Origin of the sequence: Streptomyces sp. NBC_00557, from assembly GCF_036345995.1 — a bacterium.
Taxonomy (GTDB): domain Bacteria; phylum Actinomycetota; class Actinomycetes; order Streptomycetales; family Streptomycetaceae; genus Streptomyces.
In genome coordinates this window covers 8,002,234-8,020,215 of sequence record NZ_CP107796.1, presented here as the reverse complement: position 1 = coordinate 8,020,215, position 17,982 = coordinate 8,002,234, and the positions used below count along the sequence as shown (strand labels likewise).

The 17,982-nt window shown below is 69.0% G+C and carries 12 protein-coding genes and 1 pseudogene; 8 read left to right on the top strand and 5 right to left on the bottom strand.

Annotated features, from left to right (window positions below):
* Nucleotides 1-33 precede the first annotated feature (33 nt).
* Entirely contained in the window at nt 34-1,332 is a 1,299-nt protein-coding gene (locus OG956_RS35695) for an extracellular solute-binding protein (protein WP_330342162.1), read from the bottom strand.
* A 671-nt stretch (nt 1,333-2,003) separates the two neighbouring features.
* Here OG956_RS35695 and OG956_RS35690 point away from each other — a divergent pair.
* Complete coding sequence (locus OG956_RS35690; RefSeq protein ID WP_330342161.1) at nt 2,004-3,434, top strand: non-reducing end alpha-L-arabinofuranosidase family hydrolase; 1,431 nt, start codon at nt 2,004-2,006, stop codon at nt 3,432-3,434.
* A gap of 166 nt (nt 3,435-3,600) precedes the next feature.
* A pseudogene (locus OG956_RS35685) lies at nt 3,601-4,620 on the top strand (cation:dicarboxylate symporter family transporter); the annotation flags it as partial.
* A 271-nt stretch (nt 4,621-4,891) separates the two neighbouring features.
* On the opposite strand, the gene OG956_RS35680 reads toward OG956_RS35685, so the two are convergent.
* Nucleotides 4,892-5,239 (bottom strand): nuclear transport factor 2 family protein, encoded by a 348-nt coding sequence (locus OG956_RS35680; protein WP_330342160.1) that lies wholly within the window; start codon nt 5,237-5,239, stop codon nt 4,892-4,894.
* A 46-nt stretch (nt 5,240-5,285) separates the two neighbouring features.
* Nucleotides 5,286-6,077: an SDR family oxidoreductase gene (locus OG956_RS35675; protein WP_330342159.1), complete on the bottom strand. Its 792-nt coding sequence runs from the start codon at nt 6,075-6,077 to the stop codon at nt 5,286-5,288.
* Between the two features lie 79 nt (nt 6,078-6,156).
* Between OG956_RS35675 and OG956_RS35670 the strand changes: the two genes are divergently transcribed.
* Together OG956_RS35670 and OG956_RS35665 are read left to right on the top strand one after the other, a co-directional pair.
* Entirely contained in the window at nt 6,157-6,960 is an 804-nt protein-coding gene (locus OG956_RS35670; protein WP_330342158.1) for a MerR family transcriptional regulator, read from the top strand.
* A gap of 275 nt (nt 6,961-7,235) precedes the next feature.
* Entirely contained in the window at nt 7,236-7,808 is a 573-nt protein-coding gene (locus OG956_RS35665) for a CbrC family protein (RefSeq protein ID WP_330342157.1), read from the top strand.
* Between the two features lie 258 nt (nt 7,809-8,066).
* Here OG956_RS35665 and OG956_RS35660 read toward each other — a convergent pair whose 3' ends face one another.
* Together OG956_RS35660 and OG956_RS35655 are read right to left on the bottom strand one after the other, a co-directional pair.
* Nucleotides 8,067-8,543 (bottom strand): phosphatase PAP2 family protein, encoded by a 477-nt coding sequence (locus tag OG956_RS35660; RefSeq protein WP_443065639.1) that lies wholly within the window; start codon nt 8,541-8,543, stop codon nt 8,067-8,069.
* A gap of 418 nt (nt 8,544-8,961) precedes the next feature.
* The gene (locus OG956_RS35655) at nt 8,962-9,765 is read right to left on the bottom strand and encodes a relaxase domain-containing protein (RefSeq protein ID WP_330342155.1); all 804 of its coding nucleotides are present in this window, start codon (nt 9,763-9,765) and stop codon (nt 8,962-8,964) included.
* 547 nt (nt 9,766-10,312) lie between these two features.
* Here OG956_RS35655 and OG956_RS35650 point away from each other — a divergent pair.
* The 4 genes from OG956_RS35650 to OG956_RS35635 all read left to right on the top strand — a co-directional run bounded on the left by OG956_RS35650 (nt 10,313) and on the right by OG956_RS35635 (nt 17,760).
* Entirely contained in the window at nt 10,313-11,494 is a 1,182-nt protein-coding gene (locus tag OG956_RS35650; protein ID WP_330342154.1) for an ROK family transcriptional regulator, read from the top strand.
* A gap of 414 nt (nt 11,495-11,908) precedes the next feature.
* Nucleotides 11,909-13,783, top strand: a complete 1,875-nt coding sequence (locus OG956_RS35645; protein WP_330342153.1) for an alpha-galactosidase D — start codon at nt 11,909-11,911, stop codon at nt 13,781-13,783.
* 230 nt (nt 13,784-14,013) lie between these two features.
* Entirely contained in the window at nt 14,014-16,440 is a 2,427-nt protein-coding gene (locus OG956_RS35640; protein WP_330342152.1) for a glycosyl hydrolase family 95 catalytic domain-containing protein, read from the top strand.
* Between the two features lie 36 nt (nt 16,441-16,476).
* A complete protein-coding gene (locus tag OG956_RS35635) occupies nt 16,477-17,760 on the top strand; it encodes an SGNH/GDSL hydrolase family protein (RefSeq protein ID WP_330342151.1) in 1,284 nt (427 codons plus the stop codon).
* Nucleotides 17,761-17,982: the final 222 nt, after the last annotated feature.

Below are 17,982 nucleotides of genomic sequence, written 5' to 3'. Positions count from 1 at the left end.
CAGTACCCAGGGTGTTGCTCATCGTCTGCTTACTCAGCCCTTCGCGGCGGCGGCGTTGGTGTCCTTGACGATGTCGGCGGCGGTACCCTTGCCGGCCATCAGGTTCACCACGGCGGTGTTCATGGCGTTGCCGACGTTCTGGCCGTACTCGGTGTCGAGGAACTGCACGGAGTAGGCGGCCTTGTTGAACGCCTGCAGTGCCGAGACGTTGTAGGAGTCGGTGACGACCTCCTGGGCGTCCTTGTTCACCGGGATCGTGTAGAAGGCCTTCGCGTAGGCCTTCTGCTGGTCCTTGGTCACGAGGAACTCGAGGAAGCCGAGGGCCTCCTTCGGCGCGTTCTTGGACAGCGAGAATCCGTCGAGGCCACCCATGATGGCGGTCGGGTCGCCCTGGCCGCCGTCCACGACGGGGAAGGGGAACCAGCCCAGGTCAGGGAGCGGCTTCTTGTCCGGGGTCAAGCCGGCGATCACACCGGGGTCCCAGTTGCCCATGAGCTCCATGGCCGCCTTGTGGTTCGCGAGCATGCCCGCCGACGAACCGGCGCCCTGCTGCGACGAGTTCGTGAGGAAACCCTTCTGGAAAGGGTCGACCTTCAGGAAAGAGGCCAGGTCGTCGCCGGCCTTCGTCCAGCACCGGTCGGTGAACTGCAGCGACTTGGCGGCCTTCGCCATGGTGTCCTGACTGCACTCGCGCAGGGCGAAGTTGTAGTACCAGTGCGCAGCCGGCCAGGCGTCCTTGGCGCCGACCGCTATCGGCGCCACGTCGATCGCTTTCAGTTTCGCGACATCGGCCTCGAGCTCGTCCATCGTCGTCGGCGGCGAGGAGATACCGGCCTCTTTGAACAGGTCCTTGCTGTAGTAGATGCCCTCGGGCTGCGTGTCCACCGGCATCGCGTAGACCTTGCCGTCGATCGAGTAGCCTGCGACCGCTGCCGCGCCCGCGTTCGCCTTGTCGGTTCCCGTGAGGTCCAGCGGTTGAACCTGACCGGCGTCGACCATGGCCCGCATCTTGCCGCCACCGCGCTGCAGGAAGATGTCCGGTGCGGAGTTGGAGTTGAGGGCCGTCTGCAGCTTGCCGTCGAGGTCCTCGTTCTGGATCATCTGGATCTTGACCGTGACGTTCGGGTGCAGCGAGTGGTACGTCTTCGCAGCGGTCTTCCAGTACTCCGCACCGGGCCCCGGCTGCGCGTTCTCCCAGAGGGTCACCGTGACCTTGCCATCGGACGAGCCGCCGCCACTGTCCGCGTCGCTGCCGCCGGCGCAGCCGGTGACAGCGAGCGCGATAGCCAGGCACATCGCGACAGTCGTCGCGCTGCGAGCTTTCCTCGTCATCGTGGAAACTCCCTGATTGCTCGTCAAGTAATAAAGAAAAAAAGCGGGCGTTCTGCGCGCGAAGCAATGAACTTGCTGGCTGACAAAGGCCGTTGAGCGCGCTGACTACGTGTGCACGCGGCACGTCTGCCGCGGTGTCAGTGAGGGTTCGGTCACGTGCGCGGATTCGCGACGATCACCGCAACCCGTGCCTCCCGCCGCCGGGCATGCGTGTGTAGACGTGCCAAGTGGACGGGTGTGACCGTGCGGAGTCGTCTCCGTTACGGGAAGGCTTCGATCGCTCGAGAGTATGCGCTCGACACAGAGCGCCAGTCAACGATTCGTTTACGAAAACTCTTCGAAACTTACGAGTGAGCACTGCCACTTGGTGCCGAAACTTTTCGAGGCTCGACTCGTCACCCAGGACACCATGGACTCACAACGCCGCTCGTCGCCCCGACGACTCTTTCGAGTCAGTTAGCGAATCATGCGAGAAGGGTTGACGCCGTTCACTCGTTCCCTATCATCCGAGTGCTCGATGTTTCGACCCTTGTCCGATATCTCGAACTATCTCGAACGATCCGCCGACGTCCAGTTGCGGGAGTACACCACCATGTGCGTGTGTCATGGGCACATCACCACCGCAGGGGCAGACCGGCCGGAACCGCTTGCTCAAGGATGACGAGGTGCCCATGCGCAGAGGAAGTTTCAGCCGGAGACGCCTTTCCGTGGTGCTTGCCGCCGCTATCGCGGTCCTGGTCACATTGGCGGCGTCGCTCGTCGCCGGCCCGGCTCAGGCGGCCACCAGTGGCGCCTTGCGCGGTGTCGGCTCCGGCCGGTGTCTCGATGTGCCGAACGCCGGCCAGACCGACGGGACGTACCTGCAGATCTGGGACTGCTCGGGCGGCACGAACCAGCAGTGGACCTTGACGGACGGCAACCAGCTGACCGTGTACGGCAACAAGTGCCTGGATGTCCCGGGCCACGCCACCACGGCCGGTACCCGGGTGCAGATCTGGACCTGCAGCGGCGCCGCGAACCAGCAGTGGCGGCTGAACTCCGACGGCACGATCATGGGCGTGGAGTCCGGGCTGTGCCTGGACGTCACGGGCTCCGGTACGGCCAACGGCACCGCGGTGGAGATCTGGACGTGCAACGGCGGCAGCAACCAGAAGTGGACCGGCCTGTCCGGAACTTCGACGCCGCCGTCGGGCGGTACGTGCGCTCTTCCGTCGGCGTACCGGTGGACGTCGACGGGTGCCCTGGCGCAGCCGGCGAACGGGTGGGTCTCCCTGAAGGACTTCACCGACGTGGTGTACAACGGCAAGCACCTGGTCTACGCGTCGAACGTCTCGGGGTCGTCGTACGGCTCGATGATGTTCAGTCCCTTCACGAACTGGTCGGACATGGCATCGGCCGGCCAGACCGGGATGAGCCAGGCAGCGGTGGCACCCACACTGTTCTACTTCGCGCCCAAGAACATCTGGGTGCTGGCATACCAGTGGGGTGCGTGGCCCTTCGTCTACCGCACGTCGAGCGACCCCACCAACCCCAACGGCTGGTCCGCGCCGCAGCCGCTGTTCACCGGCAGCATCTCCAACTCCGGCACCGGCCCGATCGACCAGACCCTGATCGCCGACGGCCAGAACATGTACCTGTTCTTCGCAGGTGACAACGGCCGAATCTACCGAGCGAGCATGCCGATAGGGAACTTCCCGGGCAGCTTCGGCTCGTCGTACACAACGGTCATGACCGACTCGACGAACAACCTGTTCGAAGCGCCACAGGTCTACAAGGTCCAGGGCCAGAACCAGTACCTCATGATCGTCGAGGCGATCGGGGCGAACGGGCGCTACTTCCGCTCGTTCACGGCCTCCAGCCTGAGCGGTTCGTGGACCCCGCAGGCCGGCAGCGAGAGCAGCCCCTTCGCCGGCAAGGCCAACAGCGGCGCGACCTGGACCAACGACATCAGTCACGGTGACCTGGTCCGCAACAACCCCGACCAGACCATGACCATCGACCCGTGCAACCTGCAGTTCCTCTACCAGGGCAAGTCCCCCACCGCCACCGGCAGCTACGACCAACTGCCTTGGCGGCCCGGTCTCCTGACCCTGCAGCACTGACCCGCCCGGCCCACGGTGACCGCGATTCGCCGCGGTCTGCCGACGGGTACACGAGCGGTTTACGGCCTGGGCGGCGGCAACTCCGTCTCCGGCCGCTGCTCACCGCATCGAGGAAGCCCTAGCCGTGCGTCGGCTGGGCTTCCTCCCGTTGTGGGCGACCGGACCGACTCTGTCCACCAAAGGCCTGCCGCCGGAGGCGACCACAGCCCACGAGGGCTTCGCCGAGTTCCTCCTCGCCATCATCCCGGCCACCCTGGTCAGCGCCCTGACCGGCAACGAGATCCTGCCGGTGCTGCTGGTGTCGGTGCTGTTCGGATTCGGCCTGCACGCCGGCGGGGAGGCCGGCCTGGGCATCGCCCGCGGCGTCGAGAGGTTCTCCGCGGTCCTGTTCACGCTCATCCGCTGGATCATGCGGCTGGCTCCGATCGGCGCGTTCGGCTCGATGGCCTTCACCATCGGCCACTACGGCGTGGGCGCCCTGCGCCACCCGGGGCTGCTCGTCGGATCGTTCTGGCTGACCGCCCTCCTCTTCGTCCTGGTCGTCCTCGGGACCGTGATGCGTCTGAACGGACTGCGGCTGCTGCCGTTCCTGCGCTACATCAAAGAAGAACTGCTGATCGTCCTGGGCACCTCCTCCACCGAGCCCGTCCTGCCGCGCATGATGGCCAAGCTCCAGCACGCGGGCGCCTCGAAACCGGTCGTCGGCATCACGCTGCCCGCCGGATACTCCTTCAACCTCGACGGCACCGCCATCTACCTGACCATGGGCTCGGTCTTCCTCGCCCAGGCCCTCGGCATCGACCTCAGCCTCACGCAGCAGCTGGCCATGCTCGCCGTCATGCTGCTCACATCCAAGGGCGCCGCCGGCGTCACCGGCTCCGGCTTCATCGCCCTGGCCGCCACTCTCAGCGCCGTCCCGCACGTCCCGGCCGCCGCCCTCGCCCTGATCTTCGGCGTCGACCGGTTCACGTCCGAAGCCCGCGCCCTGACCAGCCTGGTCGGCAACGGCGTCGCCACCCTGGCCGTCGCCCGCTGGGAGGGCGAGCTCGACGAGCACCGCGCCAAGGCCGTCCTGCGCGGAGAGATCCCCTATGCCGCCACCCCCGCTCGCTCCGCGGTGACTGCCGAGCTCGATCCGAAGGAGACACCCGCACCGACCCACGACGCCGTCCCCGCCGCACGCTGACATCACCTGGGCGGCTCGGCCCGGAGCAGACGCTCCGGGCCGAGCCGCCCAGGTCTCCACATGAACGTCGTACTCACCATCCGGCCTGATCAGGAAGGTCTGGCGCGCCCGGAGGTGCCCAATGAACTCGAACGGCCATCACCGCCGGCTGCACGATCCGGTGAACTCCTCGGCGCTGACGTGACCGGAGACCGGCGCAACCTCACGCGGGGTGGATCCGTCGTCGTTCACCTTGCGCGCGATGGCAGCGGCCGGCGCCGACCCGGAGCTGCTAGACCGGATTGATGACGAGTTCGGTGATGCCCGCGTCGTCGAGGGTGAAGGCATAGTCGAGGTCGACGACACCGCCGGGGAAGCCGCCCTCCACGCGCTGGGTCACGTTCCAGTGGGTGCCGTCACGCCGGACGGCGGCCGTGGGGGTGGACGTATAGGTGTACTCGGTCGACGAGCGGCCGATCCAGCGGGAGATCGCCTCCCGGCCGCGGTAGGTGCTGCCGTCGTCCACGACGACCGCGGACTCGGTGAAGCACTCGGCTGCCGCTCGCCTGTCGTCCCGGGTGCACGCGTCGAGGTACGCCCGGACGACGCCCGGCGGGTGGTCAAGGGAGGTCAGGGACATGATCAGGGTTCTCCGAGAAGTGGGGACTCGTTCCGGGTCGGTACGCCTAGAGGGTGGGAACAGTGCCGCCGTCGATCGTGTGTTCGGCGCCGGTGATGGCACTGGCCCGGTCGGAGACGAGGAAGGCGACGAGTTCGGCGACTTCTTCCGGGCGGGCGGGGCGGCCCAGGGGGATGCCGCCGAGAGACGCCAGGATCTGCTCCCAGGCCGCGGCGTGCTCGATGCCCTGCGACCGGGCGATGCGGGTGGCGAGGGCCTTGGCCGCCTCCGTCTCGATCGCTCCCGGGGAGACCACATTGACCCGCACTCCGTGCGGGGCCAGCTCACGGGACAGGCCCTTGCTGTAGACGGTCAGTGCGGCCTTGGCGGCGGCGTAGCCGAGCGTGGCGTCGAACAGCGGCAGCCGGCGCTGGATGGACGACACGTGGACGACGGCACCACGGCCCGCCTCGCGCATCGCCGGCAGCAGCGCGCGGTCGAGCCTGACCGCGGCCAGCAGATTCAAGGCGATCTCGTCCTGCCAGTGCTCCTCGGTGAGGGCGGCGAACCCACCGGGGGGCGAGTGAGACCCACCGAGGGTGTGGACGAGGATCTCGAGGGTGCCGAGCCGCTCGTGCACAGCCGAGACGACGGTGTCGATGCCCTCGGGCGACGTGAGATCGGCGGTGACGAAGAAATGCTCGTCGGCAGTCGGGGGCGCTGTACGCGCCGTGGCGAGCACGGTGGCCCCCGCCGCGCGAAGGCGTGCCGCGATCGCGGCACCGGTGCCTCTGCCGGCGCCGGTCACGAGGACGGGCCGCCCCTGAAGATCGAGGGAAGGATGTGTCGTGCTGGTCATGCATGTGACCCTGCGGCCTCCCCCGACATCAGGGTCAAGCCCTGAACCCCCCCCAGGGGGAGCATGCACAGTAGGAGGCATGCTGACCATCGGCGAGTTCTCCCAGATGACCCACTTGACCATCCGGACGCTGCGTCGCTACCACGAATCGGGGCTGCTGGAGCCGGCCCGCGTGGACCCGTCGAGCGGCTACCGGTACTACGACGCCGGCCAGATCCCCACCGCTCAGGTGATCTCCAGGCTGCGGGAACTCGACGTGCCGCTCGCAGACGTCCGGCGGATGCTGCTGGCACAGGACCCGGCCACGCGTGCGGGACTCGTGGCCGAGCACCTGCAGCGGCTGGAGGAACAGTTGTCACGCACCCAGGCGGCCGTCGCGTCTCTGCACCGTCTGCTGCACCCCGAGCCGGCCGGCATCGAGGTCGAACTGCGCCACGTGCCCGCACAGCTCGTGGCCGCGGTGGAGGCCACCGTCGCGCACGCCGACGTGCACGACTGGTACGCAGGTGCGATGGCCGAACTCGAAGCGGTCGTCCGTCGGCCGTCAGGACCCCCGGGCGGGCTCTACGACAACGCGCTGTTCAGCGAAGGGAGCGGGCACCTCCTCGTGTACGTGCCCGTCGACGCGCACGTACCGGCCGTAGGACGGGTGCGGACCGTGGAACTGCCGGGCGCGGAACTCGCCGTTACCGTCTATTCAGGCGCCCACGACACGATCGACGTGACCTACGGTGAGCTCGGCAGATGGGTGGCGGACCATTCCCTGGCCGTAGCGGGACCGGTGCGCGAAACCTACCTCACCGGCCCACGCGACACCCCCGCTGTCGCCCAGTGGCGCACGGAGATCGGCTGGCCGGTATTCCATGTCGCCGGTACGGTTTGATCAGTGCCCGCAGTGGCAGTGTCCGGGTGAAGCCCTGCGGGAGGGAGCTCGATGGGACATGCAGCGCCTTACGATCGAGCGCGACTCCATCCACTGCTACCGCTCACAGCCCTGCCGGGCACGCACCGGGATGCCCATGCGCCCGCTTTCTCACCTCTGATGCGGCTGGGCAAGGAAGGGTACGACGCCGCGCTTGATCAGGACCTGCTCGAGGACAGACAGCTCTCCATGCGATCAGCAGGCACGGCCACCGTGGTCGGGAGCGGTACCCGGCGATGAGTGGCAACCTGCCCTACTTTCGCTATCACCCAGACCCCGTCGCCAGTGGGTCCATCCGCGCGTCCGTCGAGACGTGCGCCTGCTGCAGGCGCAACACGGGCTGGATCTACACGGCCACCTTCTCCACCGCGCACGAGGCCAACGGACGTTTCTGCCCGTGGTGTATCGCAGACGGGAGCGCGGCTGAACGCTTCGCGGGCGAATTCAGCGACTCCTACGGGCTTCACGGTGTCAGCGAGGACGTCGTGCATGAGGTCACCCGCCGCACCCCTGGCTTCCACGCCTGGCAGGATCCGCACTGGCTCGTCCACTGCCATGACGCGGCCGCCTTCTTGGGCGAAGTCGGATACACCGAGCCGGCGGCGCATCCTGAAGCCCTCGACCAGTTGCGGGTCGACATGCGCATCGGCGGCCGGCACGACGACAACCAGCTCGAGCACTTCCTGACCCACCTGGGCGAGGGTGCGACCGCCATGCTCTTCCGCTGCACTGTCTGCGGCGCCCATCTCGCCTACGCGGACGCGTCCTGGAAGTCGGTCTGTTCGGGCGGGCCTGCGGTAACAGCGTAGGCCCGCCGCTGCCACAGGGACGCTCGAGGACGTCGTCCGCGTCCTGCCCCGCCCGCTCCTCCGGGCCGGGCACTGCCTGCGCGGCGCGGCCGGGGGCGGCGAGCACGCCATGTCACTGCCCGTCCGGCCGCACCGCGCAGACCACGGCGAAGTTCTGGTCGCTCTTCTGCCCAGCACGGGGTGACTTCCATGACAGGATCGCCATCGCAGTCGAGGCCTTCACATGATCAGGCTCAAGCGCGCTCCTCGGCCGGCGGGCTACGACAGCCACCACCGCAGCGCCCAGCGGGGGCTGTGGCGGGCAAGCCGGGCGGCGGCCAGGCCGATCACGGCGCCGGCGGCGACGTCGCTGGGGTAGTGCGCGCCGCTCTGCACACGCTCGATCGCCACCATGGCGGCCGGAACCGCACACGCCATGCCGGCCACGGGCCATGTGGGCCAGACGGCCGCGGTGAACGCTGCGGCGGCTGCGGTGTGCCCGGACGGGAACGACGAGGAGGCGGGGCGGTCCTCGACCTCGTCGTGCGGGATCCACTCCTTGGGTGGCCGGGGCCGGTCGGCCAGATGCTTGCACAGCCCGTTGGAGACCAGTTGCGCCAGCGTCAGCGCCGCAAGGCCGGCCGCCGCCGCGCGCCGCCCGCGCCCGCCGCCGGCCCAGGCCATCACCGCTGCCGCACCGCACCACAGCTTGGTGCTCTCCGCGCACTCCTCCACCGCCGACAGCGTCCGGTGCACGCCCGGCGCCGTGCAGGCGGCGAGCCTCTGGGTCAGACGCCGATCCGTTCCACGCAATCTCGTCAGCAGCCTCATGAACTGCAAGTGTCCCGAAGATCGCCCCACCATGCCGCTGCGATCACGCGGGAAGAACCGGCAGGTGCCGGTCGCATGCGCATCGAGCCCGGCGGCGCAGGGCGGTCCTGTTCCTGCCGCGGCTGTGGGCCATGGCCGTCAGATGCCGACCGGTCGGCACACGGCTTCCTCGTCCCGCCGGGTCGGTGCAGGGAGCGCTGTCATCGAGTCCGACGAACCCCGATGTACCGTCCTTCTCGTCCCCGGGCAGGGGGCAGCACGGCCTGCCGGGCCACCGGCGACACGAGCCCCCGCGATGACAGGGTCCTCGTGTGCCGGTACGGCCGACTGCTCAGTGCGAGGGTCAGAAGACCTCGCGGACCTCCCATGGGTCCTGGTCGGTCTCGCGGCCCAGTCCTGCGCATCCCTTGTCCGCCGACCGTCCCATGGCCAGCAGGCCTTCGGGCACGCCCGCGATTTCGAAGGAGCGGCCGCCGGGGCCCGTGCGCGCGTTGATCTCGAACCCGAGGTCGCGCAGGTGCTGAGCGAGGCGCGCTCGTCCGAGAGCGCCGCACTCGCGGGTCATGCTCTGCTCCTGCAGTGCTTGGCGGTCCGGGCCGCGCAGGATTCCTGACTCGTCGAGTACGCCGACGAGGTAGCCGTGCACGTGCAGCAACGGCAGCGGCGCTTGCGACCAGGGTGGGCGCTGCCCGACTGCGTGCAGGGCCAGTGCGGCGGCGAGACCTTGGGCGGGTGCGATGTTGCCGATCACCGGCCTGGTCCGGGTCAGGTGCTGGAGGCTGGCGTAGGCGGCTTGCATGACCACCTGTTCCAGTTCCTCGCGCAAGTCGGCATCCCCCTGGGCCCAGACCCAGGACACGGAGGTCGGCGCCACGAACGTCAGGTCGAACGCCTCGCCGTCCGTCCTGGCCGACGCGCCGCTGACAACGTGTTGCCCCGCCACTGCGGCGGCGAGTTCTTTGACGGTCGCCTTGTTGCCCGACTGCACTCCCAGGAGTGCCAGAGCCTCCGCCGAGCCGACCCACATCGTGTGCGGCCGCAGGCCCAGCGGGTCCTCCGATCCGGGGAACGCCGTTGGCGACACTAAGGGTTCCGCCGCCAACTCGGCCTCATCAGCCGCCTTCCTCAACGCACGAACCGTCAACACGTCATCTCCTTCGGTCGCAGTCCCGATGGAGAGGTATCACGAAGAAGGACTGCGCAACATGAAGTCGGCGGGTTTCAGGCCTGATGCGGGGGCGGGGGACGCCCAGGCCGGCCGCCGGCCGGTGTCCATGGTGAAGTTCGTCCGGCTTGCCCGTGGAAGCCATGGCCAGGTTCCGCTGCACCGGCTGCCGCGCCCTTCCTGCGATCCGTGACCGGCCGGTGGGCCAGGAGAGGGCCGGGATGCAGGAGTCTGGGCGTCCCCGTAAGGGTCGTACGGCGGCAGCCCGCGCCTTCGGGGCAGGAAGGCCCCGGGGGACCGGGGAGGGTGAACGGCTGTCCCTGGCCCGCCGGTGCCCTGGCGGCGACCGGTGAACCGGGCGCACCCCAGCTTCGCCGTCCCGACGGGCAACCCACCACACCTTTGAACACTCGTCAATTGACGTACACTTCCTTACTTTCCAAGGTTCGACAGCCAACTGCCGAATCCCTCTGACCAAGAGTGGTTTTTTCATTGACAGCGGAAAAGAGTCACCCCTAGGTTTCCGGCCATGCCCAACGCATCCCCGGGCGAGTCAGTCGTCACGATGACTCCGGCCACGTCCCTGGTGTTCACCACCCTGCTCTCGCACGGTCCGCTCACCCGGGCCGAGGTGGGGCGGCGGACCCGGCTCTCTCCGGCCGCCGTCACCAAGGCGGTCCGCCCGCTCATGGAACTCGGCTACCTGGCCGAGGGCGTGGACGAAGAGGCACGGCCCTCGGTGGGACGCCCGGCCAACCTGGTGTGGGTGGACGGCGGCAGAGCGCTGTTCATCGGGATCAAGGTGACAGGCGACGAGATCATCGCCGTGCTGGCCGACCTGTGCTGCCGTGTCCGGGTGTCCCGGCACGTGCGGCTCACGGGCCGCGAGCCGGAGGCCGTGTTCCCCGTTATTACCACAGTGGTACAGGAGTTGCTCACCGAGGCCGACGGATTCGGCGTCCGCGTACGGGGGTTGGGCATCGCCATCTCGGGGGACGTGGACCGCGCGGACGGTGTGGTCCGGTACTCGCCCTTCCTGGAGTGGCGGGACGTATCCCTCGCCGAGATCGTCGGGACCGCGACCGGACTGCCGGTCACGGTCGACAACGATGTCCGGGCTCTCACGGTCGCCGAGCACTGGTTCGGCGCCGGAGTCGGGCTGTCCGACTTCGCCCTGGTCACCGTGGGCGCCGGAATCGGATGCGGCCTGGTGGTCCATGGGCGAGTCGTGTCCGGGGCGCACGGCGTGGCCGGCGAAATCGGGCACCTGGCACTGGACCCGCTCGGCCCGCTCTGCCACTGCGGCAACCGCGGGTGCGTGGAGGCGATCGCGGCGGACCCGGCGATACTCCGCGCAGTGCGTGCGGCCACCGGCAAGCAGGTGACCGATGCAGCCGAAGCCCTGGCCCTGGCCCACGGCGGAGATCCCTGTGCCCGAGCCGTCTACGCACGGGCCGGCGAGGCCATCGGCAAGGCCATCGGCTTCTTGGTGAACATCTTCGGTCCCGGGCGGGTGGTTATTTCCGGCGAGGGCCTGGCCGCCTACGACCTTTTCGCCGAGGGCATCCGGGACGCGTTCGCCGCGTCCGCCTTCGGCACCGCTTCCCAGTGCGACGTGGTGACACGTCCCCTTCCCTTCGAGGAGTGGGCGCGGGGGGCCGCGGCCACCGCGATCCAGTCCTTCATGAGGTCGGACACATACGAGGAGTAGCCATGACGCCGCAGAGCCACAGCCCCTAGCCGTCGCGGGAATCGGCCGCGCACGGTCGGTCCGGGCGCCGTTCGGTGGCAGGGCCGCCGCTTCGGCCCTTGCCCGCTCTCGCCGCCTGCGGAGCAGGCCGGTCCCGTTCGGAGACGGTGACTCCGGCCCGTCCGATCGCGGACGGTGCTCGGTGACCGCGATCCCCTGCCCCTGGTGTACTTCGCGGCGGCGACGGCTCATCACCTGGCTCACCATCGCCTCGGAGAAGGGCTGAGCCACCGACCCGGCGCCTTGCGGAACCACCACTCGGACGCTTCGCCGGCGTCCTGCCGGCACCCGGCATGCCCCCCGGCCCGGGCCACGCCCCTCCACCGGCCGGGTGCCACCGAACGATTCCGTTCACCTCACCTCAGGAAGCGACCCATGCGGTCATCCCCGTACAGAGCCCTGCGCGGAGCCCTCCCCGGCTTCCCGCGCCGTACCCTCCGAGCGATACTCGTCCTGGCCGTCACGGCGGGAGTCGCCGCAACGGTCCCTGCCGCAGGCCAGGCCGTGGCCGTCGGCTCCAAATCCACGACCTCAGCCGGTACTTCCGCCATCGGCACAGCGGATGTCGCCTCCGGCCTCGCTGCCAAGCCGTACATGGGCTGGTCCAGCTGGAGCATGCAGTCGTCCCAGTACCCGGGCCTCAACCCGGACGGCAACTACAGCTACCTCACCGAGGCGAACGTCCTGAAGCAGACGGACGCCCTCGCCGCCACGCTGAAGCCGTACGGGTACGACTATGTCAACATCGACGCCGGCTGGTGGATGGACAAGAACTGGACGTCCGAGTTCGACCGGTACGGACGCCAGTCACCCGACCCGGTCCGGTTCCCCCACGGCATGAAGCCGGTCGCCGACCACATCCATTCCAAGGGCCTCAAGGCCGGCATCTACCTGCCCGTCGGCCTGGAGAAGGGCGCGTACGGCGACGGCAAGCTGCCGATCTGGAACGCCCCCGGGTGCACCACGGCGGACATCGTCTACCCGGATCTGCGCACCACCAACGGCTGGGACAGCGCCTACAAGCTGGACTTCGACAACCCGTGCGCGCAGAAGTACATCGACTCGCAGGCACAGATGCTCGCGGACTGGGGCTACGACTTCCTCAAACTGGACGGCGTGGGCCCGGGCTCGTTCAAGTCCGGTGACAACTACAACAACGTCGCGGACGTGGCCGCCTGGCACAAGGCCATATCCGCCACCGGCCGCCCGATCCACCTCGAACTCTCCTGGTCCCTCGACATCGGCCACGCCGCCGACTGGAAGAAGTACTCCAACGGCTGGCGCATCGACACCGATGTCGAGTGCTACTGCCACACCCTGGTCACCTGGGAGAACTCCGTCAATGACCGCTGGAACGACGCCCCCGCCTGGAGCCACGAGGCCGGCCCGGGCGGCTGGAACGACCTCGACGCGATCGACGTCGGAAACGGGGCCATGGACGGTCTCACCCAGGCCGAGCGGCAGAGCTACATGACCCTGTGGGCCATCAACAAGTCGCCCCTGTTCACCGGCGACGACCTCACCAAGCTGGACAGCTACGGCCTCTCCCTGCTGACCAACCAGGAGGTCATCGGCGTCGACCAGAACGACTCGCCCGTCGCCCGACCCGTCACGCCGATGGGCGACCAGCAGGTCTGGGGAACCAGGAACGCCGACGGCACGTACACCGTCGCCCTGTTCAATCTCGGCAGTTCGCCGGCCTCCGTCACCGCCGACTGGGCGTCCTTCGGCTTCACCGGTGCGGCCTCCGTACGCGACCTGTGGAACCACCGCAACCTCGGCACGTACAAGAACAGGATCACCGCAACGCTGCCCGAGCACGGCTCGCGGCTGTTCACCGTCAAACCCGGCGGCACCCCGCTGTCGACCACCCGCTACGAGGCCGAGTCCCCGAACAACACCCTCACCGGCAGCGCCTCCGTCGCCACCTGCGACTCCTGCTCCGGAGGAAAGAAGGTCGGCAACCTCTATCTCGACAGCAAGCTGCAGTTCAACGACATCACGGTGAAGAAGGCCGGCATCTACACCGTCAACGTCTCCTACGTCAGCGGTGACCCCCGATCGGTCACCGTCTACTCCAACAGCGGCAACGGCACCAGCCTGAAGTTCCCCTCCACGGGCGACTGGTCCACGGTCGACACCGTCAGCGTGCGGCTGGCCCTGAAGGCAGGCTCCAACACCATCACGTTCGACAGCGGCTGGGACTACTCCCCCGACATCGACAGGATCGACGTCCCCAAGTCCGCCTGACCCCTCTCGCGGGTTCCGGGAGACACGGCCCGGGGCCCGCGCCCGGGGACCACCCCACCCCCACATGGTGCCGGGCCCGTCCCGTCTTCACACGGTCACCGGGGCCCGTCCCGCTCCCGCACGGTCCCGCACCCGCGGCGTGGCCACGCCCGGTCCTGGCCTCGTGCAACGCCCGACGGCCCGGATCCGTCACCCCGCATGCGCCGTTCCCCTGACATGGAGTGCACAACGTGGATACCGAGCACACCGCGCACACCGCATCACGCGACAACCACCCGAGCCGCAGGGGCTTTCTCACTCTCGCCGCCACCGCCGGCGCGGCCGCCGCCCTCGGTGGTCTGCCCTCCTTCACCGCGTCGGCGGCGCCCGCCCGCCCCACCTCCTCGCCCCTGCTGCCCGCGGCCGCCGCCGCGAGGAACCAGCTGTGGTGGCAGGCTCCGGGCTCCGCCGACTCGATGATCCAGCAGGGCCTGCCGGTGGGAAACGGCCGCCTCGGCGCGCTCGCGAGCAATGATCCCGCCGGCGAGCTGCTGACGATCAGCGACGCCACCCTGTGGACCGGCGGCCGCAACGACACGCTGCAGAGCGACGGCCAGTTCCCGTACGGCCGGGACGACTTCGGGTCCCTGACCCTGCTGGCCAAGCTCACCGTCGACATCCCCGCGCACGACCTGGGCTCGGTCGACAACTACCGCCGTTCCCTCGACCTGGCACAAGGGTTCGTCGGCGTCTCCTACGACCTGTCCGGTGTCACCTACCGGCGGCAGATCTTCGCCAGCCGCCCCGACGACGTCATCGTCCTGTACTTCTCCCAGCAGGGCGGCGGCTCCTATACCGGTACCGTGACCCTCGCCGGCACCCACGGCGAGACCACCCGGGCCGACGACGCCGGGCACTACGCCTCGTTCGGCGCCTCCTTCTCCAACGGGCTGAAGTACGGCGCCGCCGTCACGGCCCGCAGCAGCAGCGGCACGATCGCCGTCGACGGCACGGCGATCTCCTTCAGCGGCTGCAAGGACCTCACCGTCGTGGTCAGCGGCGGCACCAACTACGTGCCCGACGCGGCCGCCGGATTCCGTGACCCGTCCCTGGACCCGGAGCGCCTGGCGCGGACCAAGGTCCGCAACGCCGCCGCCCACTCCGCGAGCACCCTGCTGCACACGCACGTCGCCGACTTCCGCCCGGTGTTCGAGCAGTTGGACATCGACCTCGGCACGTCGTCCGCCGCGCAGCGCAGCCTGGACACCTGGCAACGGGTGCAGGCCCGCTACCGGGACGACGTGCCCGACCCCGAACTCGAAGCCGCCTACCTGCAGTTCGGCCGCTATCTGATGATCTCCGGGTCGCGTGGCAGCCTCCCCATGGGCCTGCAGGGTCCGTGGCTGGACGGCAACGACCCGGACTGGATGGGCGACTACCACACCGACATCAACGTCCAGATGAACTACTGGATGGCCGACCGTGCCGGTCTGTCCGGCTGCTTCGACGCCTTCGCGGACTACTGCCTCGCGCAGCTGCCCTCCTGGACCGACGTCACCCGGCGGCTGTTCAACAGCCCGTCCAACAGATATCGCAACTCCAGCGGCAGGCTGGCCGGTTGGACCGTGGCCATCTCCACCAACCCCTACGGCGGTGGCGGCTGGTGGTGGCATCCGGCCGGCAACGCCTGGCTCTGCCAGAGCCTGTTCGAGCACTACGAGTACACCCAGGACCGCGCCTACCTCCAGAAGATCTACCCCCTCCTCAAGGGCGCCGTTCAGTTCTGGGAGGCCCGTCTCATCACCACGACGGTCACCGACGCCTCCGGTGCCTCGCGCGAGGTCCTCGTCGCCGACAGCGACTGGTCGCCCGAGCAGGGTCCGCTGGACGCCAAGGGCATCACCTACGCCCAGGAACTGGTGTGGAACCTCTTCGGCAACTACCGCACCGCGACCCAGGTGCTCGGCAGGGACACCTCCTACGGCGCGACCGTCGACGGTCTGCGCGGGCGCCTGTACCTGCCCGTGGTCAGCCCCAAGACCGGCTGGCTGGAGGAGTGGATGTCACCCGACAACCTCGGCGAGACCACACACCGGCACCTCTCACCGCTCATCGGTCTCTTCCCCGGCGACCGGATCCGCCCGGACGACTCCACGCCGAAGGACATCCTCGCCGGCGCGACCGCTCTGCTGACCGCCCGCGGTGTGAACAGCTACGGATGGTCCAACGCCTGGCGCAGCCTGTGCTGGTCACGGCTGAAGAACGCGGAGAAGGCCTATCAGCTGGTCGTCAACAACCTGAAGCCGTCGGTGAACGGCAGCAACGGCACCGCGCCGAACCTCTTCGACATCATGGACATGGGACAAGGCCGCGGCATCTTCCAGATCGACGCCAACTTCGGCACCCCCTCCGCGATCATCGAGATGCTCGTCTACTCACGTCCGGGCCACGTCGAACTGCTGCCCGCGCTGCCCGCCGCCTGGGCGGCATCCGGCTCGGTGTCCGGCGTCGGAGTCCGCGGCGGCTTCGTCGCCGCCCTGAAGTGGAAGAACGGCAAGGTCACGCAGCTGACGCTGCAGAGCGTCGGCGGCCGGGACATGACCGTTCTTTCGGGCGGCACCTCGCGGAGGGTCAGCCTCAAGCCCGGTGAGTCCGTCACCCTGCGCGATTTCGGCTGAGGAATGCGGACTTCGAGAAGAGTGGAGAGATCGCCGATGTCCCCGCAAGAGAGAAGCACGACGACGGGCCGCCGGCCGCGTCGCAGCGCCCTGCTGTCCGTGTTCGGCGCGCTGACCGGCTTGGTCCTGACGGCGGTTCCGCTGAGCACCGCGCATGCGGCAAGCGCCGCCACGCCCTCGTCACAGAGCAAGGGCACCCGGGTCAGTGCCTGGTCGCCCAGCATGACGACCGGCGGCCCGTCCTTCACCGACCAGACCATCCGCATGGTGGCGCACAGCAGCGTCTCGGGTTCGGGCGCCCGCATCACCCTGTCCAACCGGTACAGCACCACCCCGCTCGAGGTCAGCGCCGTGGACGTGGCCGTCCAGGCGAGCGGCGGAGAGGCCACGCGCGGCACCACACGCAACATCACCTTCGGCGGACTCCGCCACCTCACGATCCCCGCCGGCGAGGAGGCGGTCAGCGACGTCGTCCCGATCACCGTCAGCGCCGGGGAGAACCTGCTCGTCAGCCTCTACGTGCCGGGTACGACGGGAACGTCGACCTGGCACTCCGACGCGTTCGACACCACCTACATCGCCTCCGGGAACCACGCCGGTGACGACAGTGCCGCCGCCTTCGGCACCACCACGACCTCCTGGTACTACCTGGCAGGGCTGGACGTCGCGTCGCCGACGGCGCGGGGCACCGTCGTGGCCTTCGGTGACTCCATCACCGACGGGTACCACTCCTCGACCGGCACCTACAGCCGGTGGCCCGACTTCCTCGGCCGCCGGCTCGGCGCCGGACCGGGGCCGCAGCGGCTCAGCGTCGTCGACGCCGGCATCGGCGGCAACCGGGTCCTCACCGACGTACCGAACCTGTGGCAGGGCGTCAGCGCCCTCAAGCGGTTCGGGCACGACGCCCTCGGCCAGCCAGGCGTCAAGAACGTGATCCTCTTCGAAGGCATCAACGACATCGGCAACAACGCCGGCCCCGACGGCGGCCCGCTGACCGCCCAGGACCTCGTCGACGGCTACCGCACCCTGATCGACGAGGCGCATGCCGCGCACGTCCACGTCATCGGCGCCACCCTGATGCCCGACCAGGGCAACGGGTACTACACGCCGGCCGCGGAGGCGATCCGCCAGGGCGTCAACCAGTGGATCCGCACCAGCGGTGCCTTCGACGGCGTCATCGACTTCGACCGGACCATGCGTGACCCGGCGAACCCGGCCGCCCTCAACCCGGCCTACGACTCGGGCGACCACATCCACCCCGACGACCAGGGCATGAAGGCCATGGCCGACGCGATCGACCTACGGCTCCTGCGCAGCTGACGCCACCCGGCGGGACCGACGCACGGCTGTCCGTCGGTCCTGACCGGGCCAGGGGCGACGCCGACGCGCACGCTGATGCGGTCACACACTCGCCGAGCGGGAACAGACGACGCCCGATGGCCCCGCCCCACTCCGAGCACCGGTCCTCCTCGCCCAGGCCGGCTTCGGTGAACCGCCCGTGCGTGATCGGCCCCTCCAGGCGCCCGGCTCGGCCGGCGTCGA

What these genes read in the sequence shown, in the direction of transcription:
- OG956_RS35695 (WP_330342162.1), bottom strand. Translation starts at nt 1,332, where the DNA reads ATGACGAGGAAAGCTCGCAGCGCGACGACTGTCGCGATGTGCCTGGCT.
- OG956_RS35690 (WP_330342161.1), top strand. Translation starts at nt 2,004, where the DNA reads ATGCGCAGAGGAAGTTTCAGCCGGAGACGCCTTTCCGTGGTGCTTGCC.
- OG956_RS35680 (WP_330342160.1), bottom strand. Translation starts at nt 5,239, where the DNA reads ATGTCCCTGACCTCCCTTGACCACCCGCCGGGCGTCGTCCGGGCGTAC.
- OG956_RS35675 (WP_330342159.1), bottom strand. Translation starts at nt 6,077, where the DNA reads ATGACCAGCACGACACATCCTTCCCTCGATCTTCAGGGGCGGCCCGTC.
- OG956_RS35670 (WP_330342158.1), top strand. Translation starts at nt 6,157, where the DNA reads ATGCTGACCATCGGCGAGTTCTCCCAGATGACCCACTTGACCATCCGG.
- OG956_RS35665 (WP_330342157.1), top strand. Translation starts at nt 7,236, where the DNA reads ATGAGTGGCAACCTGCCCTACTTTCGCTATCACCCAGACCCCGTCGCC.
- OG956_RS35650 (WP_330342154.1), top strand. Translation starts at nt 10,313, where the DNA reads ATGCCCAACGCATCCCCGGGCGAGTCAGTCGTCACGATGACTCCGGCC.
- OG956_RS35645 (WP_330342153.1), top strand. Translation starts at nt 11,909, where the DNA reads ATGCGGTCATCCCCGTACAGAGCCCTGCGCGGAGCCCTCCCCGGCTTC.
- OG956_RS35635 (WP_330342151.1), top strand. Translation starts at nt 16,477, where the DNA reads ATGTCCCCGCAAGAGAGAAGCACGACGACGGGCCGCCGGCCGCGTCGC.